General features: G+C 35.3%; 12 protein-coding genes. 3 read left to right on the top strand and 9 right to left on the bottom strand.

Going from position 1 to position 15,855, the window contains the following annotated elements:
- The first annotated feature begins 6 nt into the window (after nt 1-6).
- The 3 genes from ACTB0X_RS08645 to ACTB0X_RS08635 are packed head-to-tail and all read left to right on the top strand — an operon-like array spanning nt 7 to nt 3,715.
- Entirely contained in the window at nt 7-2,163 is a 2,157-nt protein-coding gene (locus ACTB0X_RS08645; RefSeq protein WP_463024600.1) for a glycosyltransferase, read from the top strand.
- Nucleotides 2,164-2,178: 15 nt separating this feature from the next.
- Nucleotides 2,179-2,967 (top strand): ABC transporter permease, encoded by a 789-nt coding sequence (locus tag ACTB0X_RS08640; RefSeq protein WP_463024599.1) that lies wholly within the window; start codon nt 2,179-2,181, stop codon nt 2,965-2,967.
- 31 nt (nt 2,968-2,998) lie between these two features.
- Nucleotides 2,999-3,715 carry an ABC transporter ATP-binding protein gene (locus ACTB0X_RS08635; RefSeq protein ID WP_463024598.1) on the top strand — a complete coding sequence of 239 codons (717 nt, stop codon included), beginning with the start codon at nt 2,999-3,001 and terminating at the stop codon, nt 3,713-3,715.
- 16 nt (nt 3,716-3,731) lie between these two features.
- Here the strand turns inward: ACTB0X_RS08635 and ACTB0X_RS08630 are convergent, their stop codons facing one another.
- From ACTB0X_RS08630 to ACTB0X_RS08590, 9 genes are all read right to left on the bottom strand, one after another.
- Nucleotides 3,732-5,333, bottom strand: a complete 1,602-nt coding sequence (locus tag ACTB0X_RS08630; RefSeq protein WP_463024597.1) for a hypothetical protein — start codon at nt 5,331-5,333, stop codon at nt 3,732-3,734.
- Nucleotides 5,334-5,345: 12 nt separating this feature from the next.
- A complete protein-coding gene (locus ACTB0X_RS08625) occupies nt 5,346-6,434 on the bottom strand; it encodes a sugar transferase (protein WP_463024596.1) in 1,089 nt (362 codons plus the stop codon).
- 44 nt (nt 6,435-6,478) lie between these two features.
- The gene (locus ACTB0X_RS08620) at nt 6,479-7,522 is read right to left on the bottom strand and encodes a DUF354 domain-containing protein (protein ID WP_463024595.1); all 1,044 of its coding nucleotides are present in this window, start codon (nt 7,520-7,522) and stop codon (nt 6,479-6,481) included.
- Nucleotides 7,523-8,701, bottom strand: coding sequence for a hypothetical protein (locus ACTB0X_RS08615; protein WP_463024594.1), 1,179 nt, complete (start codon nt 8,699-8,701; stop codon nt 7,523-7,525). It abuts the gene before it with no gap.
- 17 nt (nt 8,702-8,718) lie between these two features.
- Nucleotides 8,719-9,363 (bottom strand): putative polyvalent protein kinase domain-containing protein, encoded by a 645-nt coding sequence (locus ACTB0X_RS08610; protein ID WP_463024593.1) that lies wholly within the window; start codon nt 9,361-9,363, stop codon nt 8,719-8,721.
- Between the two features lie 128 nt (nt 9,364-9,491).
- Nucleotides 9,492-11,615: a bi-domain-containing oxidoreductase gene (locus tag ACTB0X_RS08605; RefSeq protein ID WP_463024592.1), complete on the bottom strand. Its 2,124-nt coding sequence runs from the start codon at nt 11,613-11,615 to the stop codon at nt 9,492-9,494.
- A complete protein-coding gene (gene asnB / locus ACTB0X_RS08600; protein ID WP_463024591.1) occupies nt 11,616-13,484 on the bottom strand; it encodes an asparagine synthase (glutamine-hydrolyzing) in 1,869 nt (622 codons plus the stop codon).
- 6 nt (nt 13,485-13,490) lie between these two features.
- Nucleotides 13,491-14,588: a glycosyltransferase family 4 protein gene (locus ACTB0X_RS08595; protein ID WP_463024590.1), complete on the bottom strand. Its 1,098-nt coding sequence runs from the start codon at nt 14,586-14,588 to the stop codon at nt 13,491-13,493.
- Nucleotides 14,575-15,855: an O-antigen ligase family protein gene (locus ACTB0X_RS08590; RefSeq protein ID WP_463024589.1), complete on the bottom strand. Its 1,281-nt coding sequence runs from the start codon at nt 15,853-15,855 to the stop codon at nt 14,575-14,577. The genes ACTB0X_RS08595 and ACTB0X_RS08590 overlap by 14 nt, the downstream gene beginning before the upstream one ends.

Here is a 15,855-nt window from a genome sequence, read left to right as displayed (position 1 = left end):
TTTTTAATGAAATACTGGTTACTAACAACGGAGTTTCCACCGATTCATGGAGGCGGCATCAGTACCTATTGTTGGCATACTGCAAAAATGCTTACGGAAAATGGATATGCTGTTACCGTATTTGTAAATGACTATTCGGTAGACAACCAAAAAAGGGAACAACCGATAGAAAATGTCACTCTTGTTCGTTTTAATCCGAATAAGGTTGAAATAGGAAAGGCATTGGGTCCTGACGTTCGTCTTAGTTTAGAGTTTGCACAGATCATTGAGGAAGAATTAAAAAAGTCTGACTCTCCAGACTTTTTAGAAACACAAGATTATTTAGGAATAGGATACTATATCTTACAAAAGAAACTGCTTAAATACCCGCTGTTTGAAAATCTCAAAGTAGTCTTAACCATTCACGCTCCCAGCTTTTTGTACTTGGAATACAATCAAGTGCCACTCTATAACTTTCCAGATTATTGGGTTGGGCAAATGGAAAAAGCCAGTATTCGGATGGCAGACCTGGTTATTGCACCTTCAAATTATATATTGAGTGAATTAGAAACTCGAATGCACCTAAAAGATAAGCATCCCATTCGAGTTTTCAATCCTTACTTCAGCGATTGGAAGGAAGGCGAAGTTCCTCAATATAAAAAAGATGAAATTGTTTTCTTTGGAAAACTAACCCCACAAAAAGGCTGCATTGAAATGATGCAATACTTGCAAGAAATGTGGAATGAAGGATTTAATGTACCGATTACCATCATAGGTGGTGGAGAGCATTTCTTCTATCCTATTCAAGAAGACATGATTGTATATTTCAAAAAGAAATATGCCAACGAAATAAAAAAAGGATTAATCAAGTTTGAGGGCAACTTACCTCCATCTCAACTAAAAAGTCGCCTTGAAAAAGCTCATATTATTATAACTCCCAGCATCGTTGATAATTTACCGTATGCCGTATTGGAGGCAATGGCTATGGGGAAGGTAGTACTTGCATCAAAAAATAGTGGTCACATAGAAGTTCTTAAACATCATAAAAATGGCTTTTTATTTGATCACGCTATTGAAGGCAGTTTCAAAAATGAGTTAACCCATATATTAAAGCTTGACCAACATAAAATCGAAGAAATCGGGAAACAAGCTCAATTGTCTGTGCTAGAATCAACAAATTATAAAACGATCTTCGAGCAAAAGGCAACCCTTTTAAATGAACTAAAGCTCACGTACAAAACTCCAGTTGAGTTTCCATTTATTGAGCCTATAAAAAAGAAGACACCAACACTTCGATCTGAATTCAAGACTGGCAAACTGAGCATTGTCATTCCCTATTACAACATGGGTGATTTTATTGATGATACCCTTAACTCTTTGATTAAATCCACTTATTCCAACAAAGAAATCATTTTGATTGATGATGGATCTACAGATCAGAAAAGCATTCAAAAGCTAGAAAGCATTGCAAATAAATATCCTGTAATCATCTACAGAAAACACAATGAAGGACTAGCGGCAACCCGGAATTATGGTGCGAAACTGGCCGATGGTGAATATTTAGCATTTTTAGATGCTGATGATACTGTAAGTCCAGATTATTACGAAAAAGCCCTTAGAATACTTTCCAACTATAACAACGTAAGCTTTGTAGGTTGCTGGGCACAATACTTTGGAGAAAGTAGTGATCTGTGGCCAACATTCAATCCTGAGCCTCCTTATTTGCTTTTGCACAACATGATCAATAGTAGTGCTTTAATATATAAAGCTGATGATTTTTTAAGTTTTGGGCAAAACGATTCCTCAATGATTTATGGAATGGAAGATTATGACAGCGTTATTTCCATGGTAAAAAATGGTGCCCGTGGTTTAGCGCTGCCTGAAACATTATGGCAGTACAGAATAAGAAAAAACTCAATGGCACAAGCATTTACTGACAACAAAGAACTTTACCTTTACCGACTAATCAGTAAAAAACATGCAGCCTTTTTCAATGAGTATGGAAGTAAAATCGCTAATCTTTTGAATCACAACGGCTCTGGCATTACCTTTGACAATCCAACATGGCCTTCCAACCGTTTTGGAAATGACAAATTCCTAAATGGAAGGATTGTTGAAATGATTAAAAAAAATAAACTGCTAAGGAAAGTGGGGAAGAGGTTATATCGACTTCTAAATAATTAATTTGGATTTGATTCAATGGATTTAACACAACTTAAAAAGGATATACGGAATGACAATCGGCTAGAGCGAATTTGGTTGATGGCGAAAATTGAGTTCAAATTGCGCTATTACGAAAATAAGCTTGGATTGCTTTGGGCATTAATAAAGCCGTTAGCACAGATGGCTATTTACTACGTCGCTTTTGCTTTAATTTTAAGAGTAAGTATCCCAAATTATGCGTTGTATTTGTTTATTGGATTAATTGTTTGGGGGGTATTTACTGAAAGTACTACTGGCATGATCGTAGTCTTAAAAACTAAAAAATACCTCTACGAATACTCCAACATGTCTAAAATAGAAATTTATTTATCTAGCCTTATTTCTATTGGAATTGGCTTTTTATTTAATCTTGGAGTATTTATTGTCGCCCTTTATCTAAATGGCTTAAATCTAGGCCTTCAATTGTTTTGGTTTCCGGTAATACTCTTGAATTTATTTTTGATCTCTTTAGGGATTTCAATGATTCTATCTAACATATTTTTAGTGGTAAAAGATATTAAACAAGTCTGGGAACTCGTTTTAATGTTTCTATTCTGGGTATCTCCATTGCTTTATTCATACGAATACATTGTTCAAAACCTTCCGTTTTTAAGTTATGTTAATCCGATGGCTGGAGTCATTATCAATTTTAGAAATATAATGATGTACAATGTTTCTCCTGACTTTATTTTATTGGGATTAAACTTCATTCAAGGGATTATATTGCTGTTGATTGGATTCTTCTGCTTGAACAAGATTGGTATAAAAGCCTCTGAAATTCAATAATTCTATGAAAAAAAAATCACGCGAAATATCATTGTCTTTAAAGAACGTAAGTAAGACCTTTACCATAGCTAACAATGCTTTTTACACCCTACAACAAAAGCTTTTTAACTTTCATAAGAAATCAGAAAAGAAAAAAGTAAAGGCACTACGCAACATTAATCTAGAAATATATAGAGGAGAGTGTATTGGCTTAATCGGTCGAAATGGTAGCGGAAAATCCACTCTTACCAAAATTATGTCAGGAGCTTATCTTCCAGACAAAGACGGAGCGTTAATAAAAAATGGAACTTCTTTATTATTAAATCTAGGCGTTGGATTTAGCCATGAGTTAACTGCCAGAGAGAACATCTACGTTAATGGCTCCACACTGGGCTTAAAGATTAAAGAGATTGATAAAATATACATGGATATCATTGAGTTTGCAGAACTAGAAGAATTCATTGATACGAAAATCAAATACTTTTCCACCGGAATGATTCAACGATTGTCTTTCTCTATTGCGGTTTATGCAAATGCAGATATCATCTTCCTGGACGAAGTTTTCGCCGTGGGTGATGAAAAATTTAAAGAAAAAGCGACTATCGTTTTAGAAGAAAATTGGATAAAGGGCAGAACCGTTATTATTGTTTCTCACAGTGCAGGCTTGATCGAACAATACTGCAGTCGGACTATTTTGATGAATAAAGGAGAGATGCTCTATTTTGGTGACACTAAAGTTGCCATTGAGAAGTACAGAGCTATAGATTAATGTGTAGTAATGCGCTTTAAAACCCAATATTAAAACTAGCAGAGAAGGTATTGGTAGAGCCTTGATAAAATGGAGAGGTATAAATTGTAGCATCCACTCCTGCTACTTTTTGATATTGATAACTAAGAGAGAAGAAAACATCATTAAAAAACTCATAGCCACCTACTAACTGAAAAGCATCACTATTCCACCGCTCATTCTCAATAAAATCCAAACCCCACACAGCAGGTGAATTGCCTGTAGTTCCTGAATAAAAATACTCTTCACCTTTCTGAGCGATAATATAATTCGCTGAAATAGTGAGACGGGCAATGGGTTTTACATTGATCTTAAAAGCCAATTCTTGCGCATTATCCCTTAGATAATGTCCCATATTATAATTATTGCTCTCGTAGGTGGTGGTGTTTACAAAATGGCGGTAAGTGATCGGATTTGTTCGTGTGTACTCTACTGCTAAGGAAATATTCTTATCGAATAAGTTACTTCGCTGTGCACCAAATTTCATACTCACAAAATTGGAATGTCGCTCTTTATCCCACATTCTAGAGAATGAAATTTCATCTACAAAAAATGACGTATAAAAATGATAGCCCTTCAAGTTTCGAGAGCTTATGTCAAAAAATATTTGAGAGTTACCTCCTCCAAAATTCCCGGATCCATTATATACTCCGTGATCTATTGACTTGAAAAACATAAAAGGAATAAAGAATGCTGCTTGTAGATTATCGCTGTAAACGATCGAATTTCCGATTGATACATTCAAATATTTAAATGGTCGTATCGTAAAGATATTGGCTGCCATGTACTTTCGAATATCCACATTTCGTTGTCGCACACCCGCGGAATAACTGCGAGCACTATCTCGAACTTCTGAAGATAATGAGCCATGAAAATATTCAAAATCCAACCACTTCACAGGTTGAACTTTCAATTGCAATCGAGTATATGAAGGTGCTTTATCCGATAAGATATTGGCACCGAAATTATTGTTGCCCCACGTAAAATTGTCTTTTATCAAGCCTAAACTACCCCAATTCCAACTGTAGGTAACGCCTCCTCTCATGTCGCTATAATCGCCACTCCCTTTATAGTTCGCGCCTCGCTCTGGATTCAAGAATTCTTCATTTTGGATAATATCACTCGCTACATTGTCTCTCAAACTGGCATAAAACCCAACATTTTTACCCAAATATCCAAATAGCTCACCGCCTATGGTTCTTCTCAAATAGTCTCCATTTTCATTGGTAGAATATTCAGCGCCTAAAATGGGGTTTAGAGTGAATGAGAAAATAGAATCCTTATAATACAAAACATCCAAACGCTTGTCGAAATTCTTATTGGGCAAAAGCTCTTTATTATAGTCTTTTAAATAAAAATTTAGTTCTTTAATCTGACGACTATTCAATTCAGATTGATCCACTGAATTCAATTTTTGAGCAATCAACTCTCTTGAATAAGGTTTACTAAAAGTATTGAGTTCGATTAAACGAAGATTTACCAATTCATCTAAAAATTCATAGATGGAAGTTTTGGAAATGTCCTGATATACAACCTGAGAGGTAGCAAAGTCACTTAAAAAAACAAGTAATAAAAAAAAGAATAATGAGCGAATTGACATAGTTAAAATTACCTATTTACTCCTTGCCTTTTTTATTACTATGTTACTAATTGACTTAAAGAAATATCGAATATCCGTCCTCAATGGACTTTTTTCATAAGCCTCAAAATAGCGCATCTCAGAATCCATAATTTCATCAATGGATTTTGGTAAATCTGCATAATAAGGCGGCACCAACCCTGGTTTAAAATTCTTTCGTCGCTCTTTTAATTCAGGACTATACAAACTTAAATATTGAGCACTTAGAGGTCGTGGTCCTACCAGCTTCAATTCACCCTTAAGCCAGTTATAAATCATCGGCAATTCATCCAACCATAACTTTCTAAGAATTTTTCCCATGAAATTAACGCGGTAATCATCCTTAAACTTACCTCCTTCAGCCAATTGATTCGTAGCGTAAATGTAATCCTGCAAATATTCAGAATACGCATTCATGGTTCTAACTTTATACACTGTAATCGGTTTACCTTGATAACCTGTACGATTTAACTTTAAGAAAAATCCATACTTCCGAGGCTTCAGGTTAACCGTATACAACTCTTTTTCGACTACGATATATAATAAATTATCTATTCGTTTGGTGTCCACAATTCGAAAACCACAATATACCAATCGACCTAACACTTCTACGGAAGTCAATACTCTATTCCGATTCGCTGTTAAAAAAAAGTAGACTCTATTAGAAATTGGCATTTTAGGGGCAACACGCTTTCCTAAATAATCGAAAAAATAATAGATTGATCTAATAACTGGAGGAAATTTTTTATACAGACGCTCTTTTCTTAAATCAGATGTTTCAACACAAGTGATTAATCGCCCTCCAATTTCTAGGCGACTATTTATAGCCGAATATAATCCAGTGATATTTTGTACATCATTAACTCTCTTTAAGTTGATGATGTTCTCATAATTTTTTTCGAATTCATTAGGATTCGGGAGGTTGTCGATGGTAAATTGATTTCCCACAGAAAGAATAGTTGTCTTATTTCTTTCAGTTGTTTTAATATTATCTTGTACAAATGAATGCAACTCCTCATTCATTATCCCTTTAAGAATAATATCTTGATCTACTTTCGAAAACTTGCGACTTACTATCTGCATTCCAACATTTTGAGGATGGCTAATTTACAATAAAAAATTTAGCATCATAAATTATATGACTCAAAAAAATGCACCCAAAATTGAGTCACATCAATCGTCTCATTCAATAATACTTCCCTTCGTTCTTGCCATATTGCTTTCAAATCAGCCTGACTACTCAACTCTGTAACTTTTTCCAATAAGACTTTTCTCTGGTCGGTCCTTATACCAAACGTCAACTTATACTTATGCTCCAACTCTTCCAAGTAACTTAACTTTCCTACAAAATCATTAAATCTTAGTGAAGGAGTTCCTAATACAGCAGCCTCTGCAGCCATTGTTTGACTGTCGCCAATATACAAATCGGCATAAAAAAGTGCATGATGGATCTCTGTGGCCGGAATTGCAATTCTATATTGCTCAAAATCGCTTGACAGTGGTCTTTCTGAAGTAATCCAAACCTTACCTTTGCTTTCTAAAATCCCAATAATCTGTTTCGCCAATGAATCGTTTATCCCTTCTACTCCATCATCATGATGTGCAGTAAGCGATGCAAAACGTAGTAGAAAAAACCGTTCCTCTCCTGCAAACAATGATTCTACTTTAGATTTATCAGGTTTGAAATAATCTGGATGCAAATAAGCTAATTCCTGATAGCCTTTGTAAAAAATACTTTTATCCCGATAAGGACCCACAGAACAACATTCAGGAGTTAAGATATTGGTGGCGTATTTCATTCCCATATCGGCAAATAGTGGAACTGCTTCTGCATCATCTTCATTCACGATTACAGAAGGAATTCGCAATAAATTTCCAATATGCGTAATCACTAAATCAGTGCCGATAGCCACATTTGGTCGATGCTTTATCATAATCCCAAGCATTCGGAACTCTCTTTTTAAGATCCGTAAAATTCGACCCCATTTATTTTTAGGTGCATTTTCTTTAATGAAGTATGTTTTAAATTGCACCTCATCCAATAAGCTAAACAATACATCTTTCTCACGGACTACCCAAATAATTTCATGACCCTTTTCCGACAATATTTGGGAAACGAATTTGAAATTATGATAATGCGCCGGATGACCGATATAAAACAAATACTTCATCTAATTCAACCCTTTTTGAGTATTTAATAATTCCGTCAACGCTAATAACATCCATGCTTGGCTCCAGCGCATAAAGGGTGTCTTAATCGTAAACAACGGATACTTTTTGTAGTAGAAATATCCATTTTTTGAATGCATTTGATTGATGGTATAGTTTGCAATCTTAGTTGATTGAGAAATATACTCTTCATCCAAATCAGACCACCTTGCAAAGGTGATGATTCCTTGTGCTTGATTGTGTATTTCTACTGGCCACTTTGATGGAAAACGATAGATCGATTGTCCATTTGCTAAGAACTGATTTTTCTGATAATAGTCTAATCCCTTTTGTAAATAGGCATGATACTTTTCTTTAGTCGATGGAATGTATTTCATGACATACCCTAAACTATCAATGACGTATCCTTGATGAAAGTCAATTTGAGTTCTTTCCTTGCCAGTTTCTAGCTTGATACTATAGTTCCATCTTCCATCTGCTTTTTGCTTATCAACTACAAAATCAGTAGACCGAATGGCCAATTCTTTATACTTATCAATCTTTGTTTCTTGGTATAAATAAGCAAATAACTCACTACCCAACATACTCGCATTGTAGCAACAGTCTACTTCTATGGTACTATAACTAAAACAAATTCCAGATTCATCTTCTGACACATCTAGGTCTTCTTCTATAAATTGTCCAATGCTTTTGAGAACGTCTAATGCTTTCGGATTTTTGAATGCTTCATAATACGCAATCATCCCTTTAGCAATAAAACCACTTACAACGATGGTTGGAGAGTAGGCTGGTAATAGCTTCACTGAACTCGCCCAATCAAAATTATATCCCCAACAAAAATGTTTAAATCCTTTGGTTCTGTTGTCCAACAACCATTTGAACAGAAAATCTATTTTTGATTTAATTTCCTCACTAGGCTCCTGACGATACATTAAACTATACGCATGCAATAACAATCCAATGGCTTTGGGATTATAGTCCTTTTTAATTCCGATGAGTGGACGAATGTTTATTGGATTTCTTTTCTGAATCTGAATTCCAATCGGTTTTCCCCACTTGCCTAACCAGCCAAAAGGCACCCACGAATTCAACGTATCATAAGGATCGTAGCCTTTAAATTCTTCCTTTTCGATGTATGCCCGTAGTTGTTGAATTACGACTTGGTAATTGTAATTAATCACTTTTATCTAATTTAATTCTAAGTCCAAAATAATTCGGGCTTGATGTAAAAAACAGTGTCAATAAAGTACAACAGATTATCCTTTGTAAGGACATTTTCGTCGTGTAAATCTTCTAAAATAATTCCTAATCCCGGGTGGAAATAGTCATGATTTCGGTTGTTTGTAAAGCCATTATTTTCTAAGAAAGTCTTCACATTTTTTAATTCAGTTAATTGACTCGCTTCAACGAATGGTTGCTGAACGACTGCAAATAAATTATTTTCTTGGATATTAAACCCAACAAATTGATAAGCAGTATCTGCAAAAAAATAGTTGTGCAATAAGAGGTTATGGAAGTAATCTTGCCATGAAGCATAATAAATTGCATCATTCAATTTAATGACATGATGGTCATCTTTTATGTACACTTTTTGTTCTGCTCCACTTGAAATAAATTTTAGCGGATCAACATTGGGATACATCCAATTATTGTCTATCCCAAATTGCTTGAGCTTTTCTGCTTCTTCTGCTTTGTTTTGGTGTTTTTCTTTAGCCATAGGGCTTGCTCTATTGCCCTCTCCAAGGTAATTGGCAATTGTCTGGATAGGCGCATTGTAGCTATGGCTGCTCTTTCCTGAAAGGATATGTTGTAATTCATCTTTTATATTTTTAAAATTCATCATTAAATTCTAGCTACTAAGTTCAAATATGATAAATTTAATTCATCTCTAATAATTTCCAATTCATAACAAAGATATGAATAAGACTAGTTTTTAACTTTTATCAAAGAATACGTTAACTGATTAAAGCATCATAAAACGATTTTCTCTCCCCCTTTCTGGATGGATTCTAACACCTTCAAAGAAGCCAACGAAGACAAGTATAACTCTTCAGCTAAAATTGGGGAAGTTGTCCCATTTAGGATAGCATTGGTAAATCCTGTGATCTCTTCTGCATAACCTTTGTCTTGGTCGCTTTTAAACTTTTGAATCTTACCATCTGCTAGGATTAACTTTTTAAAGTCATCGATAATGGCCGATTTTCCTCCGCAAAACACTTCTAAATATTCTTTGGAAACTTGTTTACTCCCATTTGAAAAGTAAGTAATTGAAGCAATGCTTCCATTCATGGTTTCCAAACTAATCACCACATTATCGTATAAATTTTCAGCCGATTGTAAGGAAATAGCAGACACACTCTTTAGTAAACTGCCAGTTAAAAACTGAACCAGATCAATAAAATGGCAAGCTTCACCAACTATTCTGCCGCCTCCTACTTCAGGGTCGTGCACCCAATGATCAGCAGGCAACTGCCCTGCATTGATTCTATAATTTATAGACATCGGGAGTTCAGCTCCCAAAAACGCTTTTGCTTGCTTCGTAAATGGTGCGAATCGTCTATTGTAACCCACCATTAAAATTCCCGAGCTCTTTGAATGCACCTCCTTAATAGCGGCCAATTCTTCCTCTGACATGCAGAGAGGTTTTTCAACAAAGACATTCTTATTGGCTTGCAACGCTTCTAAAACATATTGCGCATGTGTATTATGACGAGTAGCCACGACAACTGTATTCAATTGGTCGCTTTTTACCAATTCAGAAGCATCGTTGGTGCAGAAAGAGAATTGATATTTATCTGCGATGTATTTTGAATTGGTTGGTCGTGCTGTAGCAACGCCGACAAACTGTACTTTATCTTTTAAGGCAGGTAGTAAGAAGTTTTGGGCAAATGAACCGGCTCCGATGAGCCCCACATTCACTGCATTCTTTTTAGCCTTCTTATCATTCAATTGAACGGCTGCTTTTAATACTTTCTCTGTATCGTACTTCAGCACAATCCCTCCTATCACTTCTTCTTTGTCTAGAATTAATTGATAAGCTTTGGGAGCATCCTTAAAATCAAACTCATGAGAAATCAGCGGCTTTAAATCGATCTTTCCGTCACCGACTAAATCAACAAATGCCTGCATGTTCCGATTCTCTGTCCAACGAACAAAACCGATTGGATAGTCTAGTCCTTTTTCTTCATAATTACTCTCATACCTTCCCGGACCGTATGATGAAGACATTCTTAAGTCCAATTCTTTCTTGAAATAATTCTTTCTAGAAAAGCCTGTTGGAACAGCTCCAACAATGATCACTTTTCCTTTCTTACGGCAAACTTGACCTGCAAATTCTATCGGATCAAGGGAACTCGTACTTGCAGTTATAATGACTGCATCCACTCCATGGCCAACAGTTGCTTCTGCTATAATGCCTTCTAGATCTGGATGATTCCGATTATAGATTAATTTTGTTTTCTGCCCTTTGGCAAAATTTACTTGATTTTCATCAATGTCTATTCCGATGACTTTAACGCCTGCTGCTTCTAATAATTGATTGGTCAATTGCCCAATAACCCCCAAACCAATTACTAAACAGGACTCCCCTAATTTCAATTCCGATTGACGAACACCTTGCAAGGCAATGGCGCCCATGGTTGCAAAAGCGGCATCTTTTAGAGAGGCATCCTTTTTTACTTTCACACATAAATTAACTGGAACACAAACGATTTCACTGTGCCCTGCCGTATTTCCACCACAAGCCACGAAATCTCCGATTTGAAATCCTTTTACATCATCTGCCATGGCTACAACTTCTCCAGCACAACTATAACCCAATGGAGAATAAGCTTCCAACTTATTCATCACCATATTATAGGTTTTAAGCACGCCAAATGTTTTGGCTGATGTAATTACTTTTTTGACTTCCTCTTTTCTAGCTTTTGCCTTCCCAATATAGCTTAGACGAGCATCCTTTACCGTCTTTCCTTCCGTACCAGGACTGATAATAGAATAATGATTGCGTATCAATAAACAGCCAGGAAGTAGCGCCGGGAATGGCACTTCCATCAGTTGCATGTTACCATCTTTCAAGGTTTGAGTCAGTTGCTCCATTTAGCGAATATACATTTTATACCACTCTTGAAAAGTAATTAAGGCATAAATTAGAGCGGAATTATCCTTTGTGCCTGCTATATGTTGTTCAATGACTTGCTGAATTCCTTCAACCGAGAATTGGTCAAAATTATTGAAAAATTCCAAGTCTAATAATTCATCTATTTGTTTTTGATCACCCAAAAGACTCCTTAGCGGCATTCCAAACCCAGCTTTTCGTCGGTTTGTCACAAAATCGGGCAGATCGTTTTTAAACGCATCTTTCAAGATTTTTTTAGTTTTACCTAAGTTGCTTAGCTTATAACTTCTTGGAATACTGTATGCAAATTCGACTATTCGATGATCCAAAAATGGCACTCGGTTTTCTACCGAATTGGCCATACTCATGCGGTCTGTATAGTGTAGATTTTTAATCAAAAAGTTATTTCGTTCAAATCGCTTTAAGCCTTCAAACGGATTTTCTCCTTCAGGGAAATAATTGGCAATAAAAGGAATGATGGTTTGCGACTCTTTCTTAAAAATCAATCGAGAGCTATCAAAGTCCCCAACTATATTGTAAAATCCAAATCGCGCATTTCCTCTTTGATTGTAATTTCCTAGCTTTTGTAAGTAGCGTTTGTAGGCCATAAATGGCCCTTTAGCTACATTCAATGAAGAAAAGTTTTTAAAGAGGGGCTTGGTAAATACTTTCGGCAATTTATTTAACGTACTGTCCAACAATAGTAATTGATGACCTGCATATCCTAAAAATAACTCATCGGCACCCATTCCCGATAAAATGACAGTACTCTTTTCAGCGGCTTTCTGAGTGATTAAATACGAAGGAATCTGAGAGCCATCTGCAATAATATCGTCATTAAAATGAACTGTTTTCTGAATTAACTCTTTGGTCAATTGGTTTTCCCCAATGGTGATTAACTCCAAGTTCATTTTCCAATCTTTCGCTAATTTCTCGGCGTAATAGCTGTCAGAAGTGGTTCCTTCTTTCTTTAAATCCCTCTCATTCTTACCTGCGCAATAATGGTTGATCTCCTTATTCCCTTTTAAGAAATGAGTGATAATCGATGAGTCCAATCCACCTGAAAAGAAAGTTCCAACTGGCACATCAGAAATCAACCGGATTCGACAAGCATCTTCAATTAAATCATAAATCTTTTTTTGAGCCTCTTTATAATTTAGCTTAGTATATTCTTTTTGAGCCTTTGGTTCCCAATATTTCTTAACCGATAAGCTTTTTGATTTTAAATCATATTCCAAATAATGTGCAGCAGGAACCCGATAAATGTTCTTAAAAAGCGTGTTGTTTTCTGGTACGTATTTAAATGTAAAATACTGTTGCAAACAAGCTTCATTCAACTCTGCTTTAATACCTGCAGCTAAAATGCTTTTAATCTCAGAAGCATACAAAAAGTCGCCATTTTCATGATAATAATAAAGTGGCTTTATGCCCATTCTATCACGAATGACAAACAACTGATTAAGTCTTTTATCCAATAAAGAAATGGCGAAATCGCCATTCAACTCCTGTAAAAAATCAATTCCCTTTAGCTCGTATAACTTGAGTAAAACCTCGGTATCAGAAGTGGAATTAAACTGCTGTTCTTGTAAAAACGTTGCTTTTAGTTCTTGAAAATTATAAATCTCTCCATTAAAAGTGAGCACAATTTGCTGATCGTCACTCAACATGGGTTGATGACCACCAACACTCAAATCAATAATACTTAATCGCTTATGTCCTAAAAATAAATTTTGCCCCTCAATTTCTTCTTTAAATTTTCCTACACTATCTGGCCCTCGGTGATGAAGCACCTCCAACATTTGTTGAGAATCCCATTGTTTATTAGAAATATAGCCGGTTATTCCGCACATGTGCTCTTAATTCAGAATTTGATGAATGGTCTTAGAAATATTCTCCACCATTTTTGCTTCAGTAAAATTACGATCATAATGGACTTTACTCGCCTTCCCCATTTCTATTCGTTGTTCTTTATTTAAAATCATTAATTCTAACTCTTTTGCAATTTCATTGGAACTAGAATCGGAAAGAATGATTCCGTTTTTATTATGAATGACCGATTCTACAATAGCTCCTTGATCCGTTGAAATAATTGGCAATCCGGCTGCTAAAGCTTCAACAATCACCCAAGGATGGCCTTCCGGACCATTCGGTGTAAACAAAAACACATCTGCGTTGGCGAAAGCTTGCCACTTTTGATCTCCACTCATGGGAGGATGAAAATGAACTTTCAATTGATTTTTCTCTACCAACTCCATGCATTCCTTTTTATAAACCTCATTATCCCAAGCTCCAACCGCTGTCATTTCAAAAGTATTTATTCCTTTTACTTTCAGAATCACTAAGGCTTCTAAAATTTCTTTTATTCCTTTAGAAGGGAGAAAGTTGGCAAAATAAAGCAGTTGTACTTTTGTGGATTCTATATTTCGATTAGGGATTGTAATGTCGCATCCATTTGGAACAACATAAATATGTTCAGGTGTATAATACCCCTCAAACAGGTGACGTAAATTCTCTCCTAGCACTATCATTCCGTCCGTTCGATTCATGCAAAATCGCACATACTTCTCCGTAATTGAATTGGCTGTATTGATCCAATTCTTAAAGTTGCTCCCTCGAAGCTGCAGTAGAATTTTAGTTGAAAATAATGAAGCGATTAGAATTAAGATTGAATCCTTCAAAAAGCCCAAAGTAGTTTGACTAATCGGAATCAAAATAATAGCTGCTTTTGAATTCCTTAAAAGACGAAACAACTTCAAATAGATAGTTACATTCTTAAATAATTTCCCAATTCCTCCTTTACCAAAATCATCAATGGATGCGTTGACTTTAGTATTCAAATGCAACAATTCAAACTGCTCATTTAATGCAGAATTTAAAATGATATTGGTCGCAACCGCAGGGCCAATGTATGGTGGTGGCAATTTTCCGACGATGATGACTTTACTTTTTCTCATTTAATTGTAAAATTGGCTTTGGCAAGGCCGCATAAGAAAAAACAGGAAGAATATAATACAAGTAAGGAACATACAAAAGTGGCGTAGCAGAAACGGAATAAAGTAAAGTAGCCCCTACCGCACTAAAAATTAGAAACTTTTCAGGAACAGGTAATCCAAACCCTCTTTTAAAGATTAACATTAAAAAAGACAAATAAAGTAAAAATCCAACAACCCCACTTAAAAATAAAACTCTGACAAAGTCACTGTGCATACCTCCACTAATCATGGTAGATGCTTCTTTATCATTTGATAATGGAGTTCCCAACAAATTACTGCTCAATGGCATTTCTGACCAAATCCCAAAATACTTTATCCACCTAGTCATCCGCCCATTAAAAGAGCGTTCGATTCCTGCATCTCCTTCAATTACTTTATATTCCTTTTCAATTAACGGTTCAATCTTATCCTTAAATGTATTAAATCCAATAAAAATTAAAAGTGGAGAAAATAGCAAAATGATTAAAAACCCCTTTATACTTTTTAAGTTATAAAATATGAACAAAGCAAACAAAAATAGTGCAACCGCCCAAGACGAAGTCTGCTTAATACTAATGAAACCAACGAAACAGAATATAATTACTAAGATCAGGTTGATCGTTTTTTTAGTTGTCACTGCTTTCAATTTATTAAATCTAAGAAAAAAGTAACATTGAATAAGCAATGCACCTGTTGCATAAATTGCGTAATTCATAATATCTGCATAACCTCCTTGTATCCGAGCGCCTCCTCCTCTACCTTCAGAAAGATATTCTGGACTTATCGCACCAAACAAAAGCTCATATACCAGCAATATTGCAGGAATATATGCTGAATAAAGAAAAGTTTGTAGCACACCAATCAAATCTACTTTTGATCTTATAAAATGCCTGAAGAAATAGAATAAAAATAAGGGCGTACTGTATTTAAGCACATCACTAATTACTTCAAATCCACTATCAATAAGAAACAATAAAGAAAGATTGAATGCTACCAAAAATGACCACATTCCAAAATTCAAATCGCAAATTAGTGACTTTATTTTTTGAGGAAATTTTTTGGATAAAAAGCTGAATATAATAAACAAAGGAGTTAAAATACCTACGATATATAATGGAGAAATGAGGGGAGAAATCTCCTTCAAAAAGTAAAACAAATCAATTATTGGCCGTAATAAGATGAGCACGATAAACCACTTTAGCGAAAATGGCAATTGACTAACCCATATTTTCCAATTCTTATACGTCAT

The sequence above is a fragment of the Acidiluteibacter sp. genome, assembly GCF_055129545.1.
The sequence above is the reverse complement of the archived record's forward strand: the minus strand, read 5'-3'. Positions and strand labels throughout refer to the sequence as shown.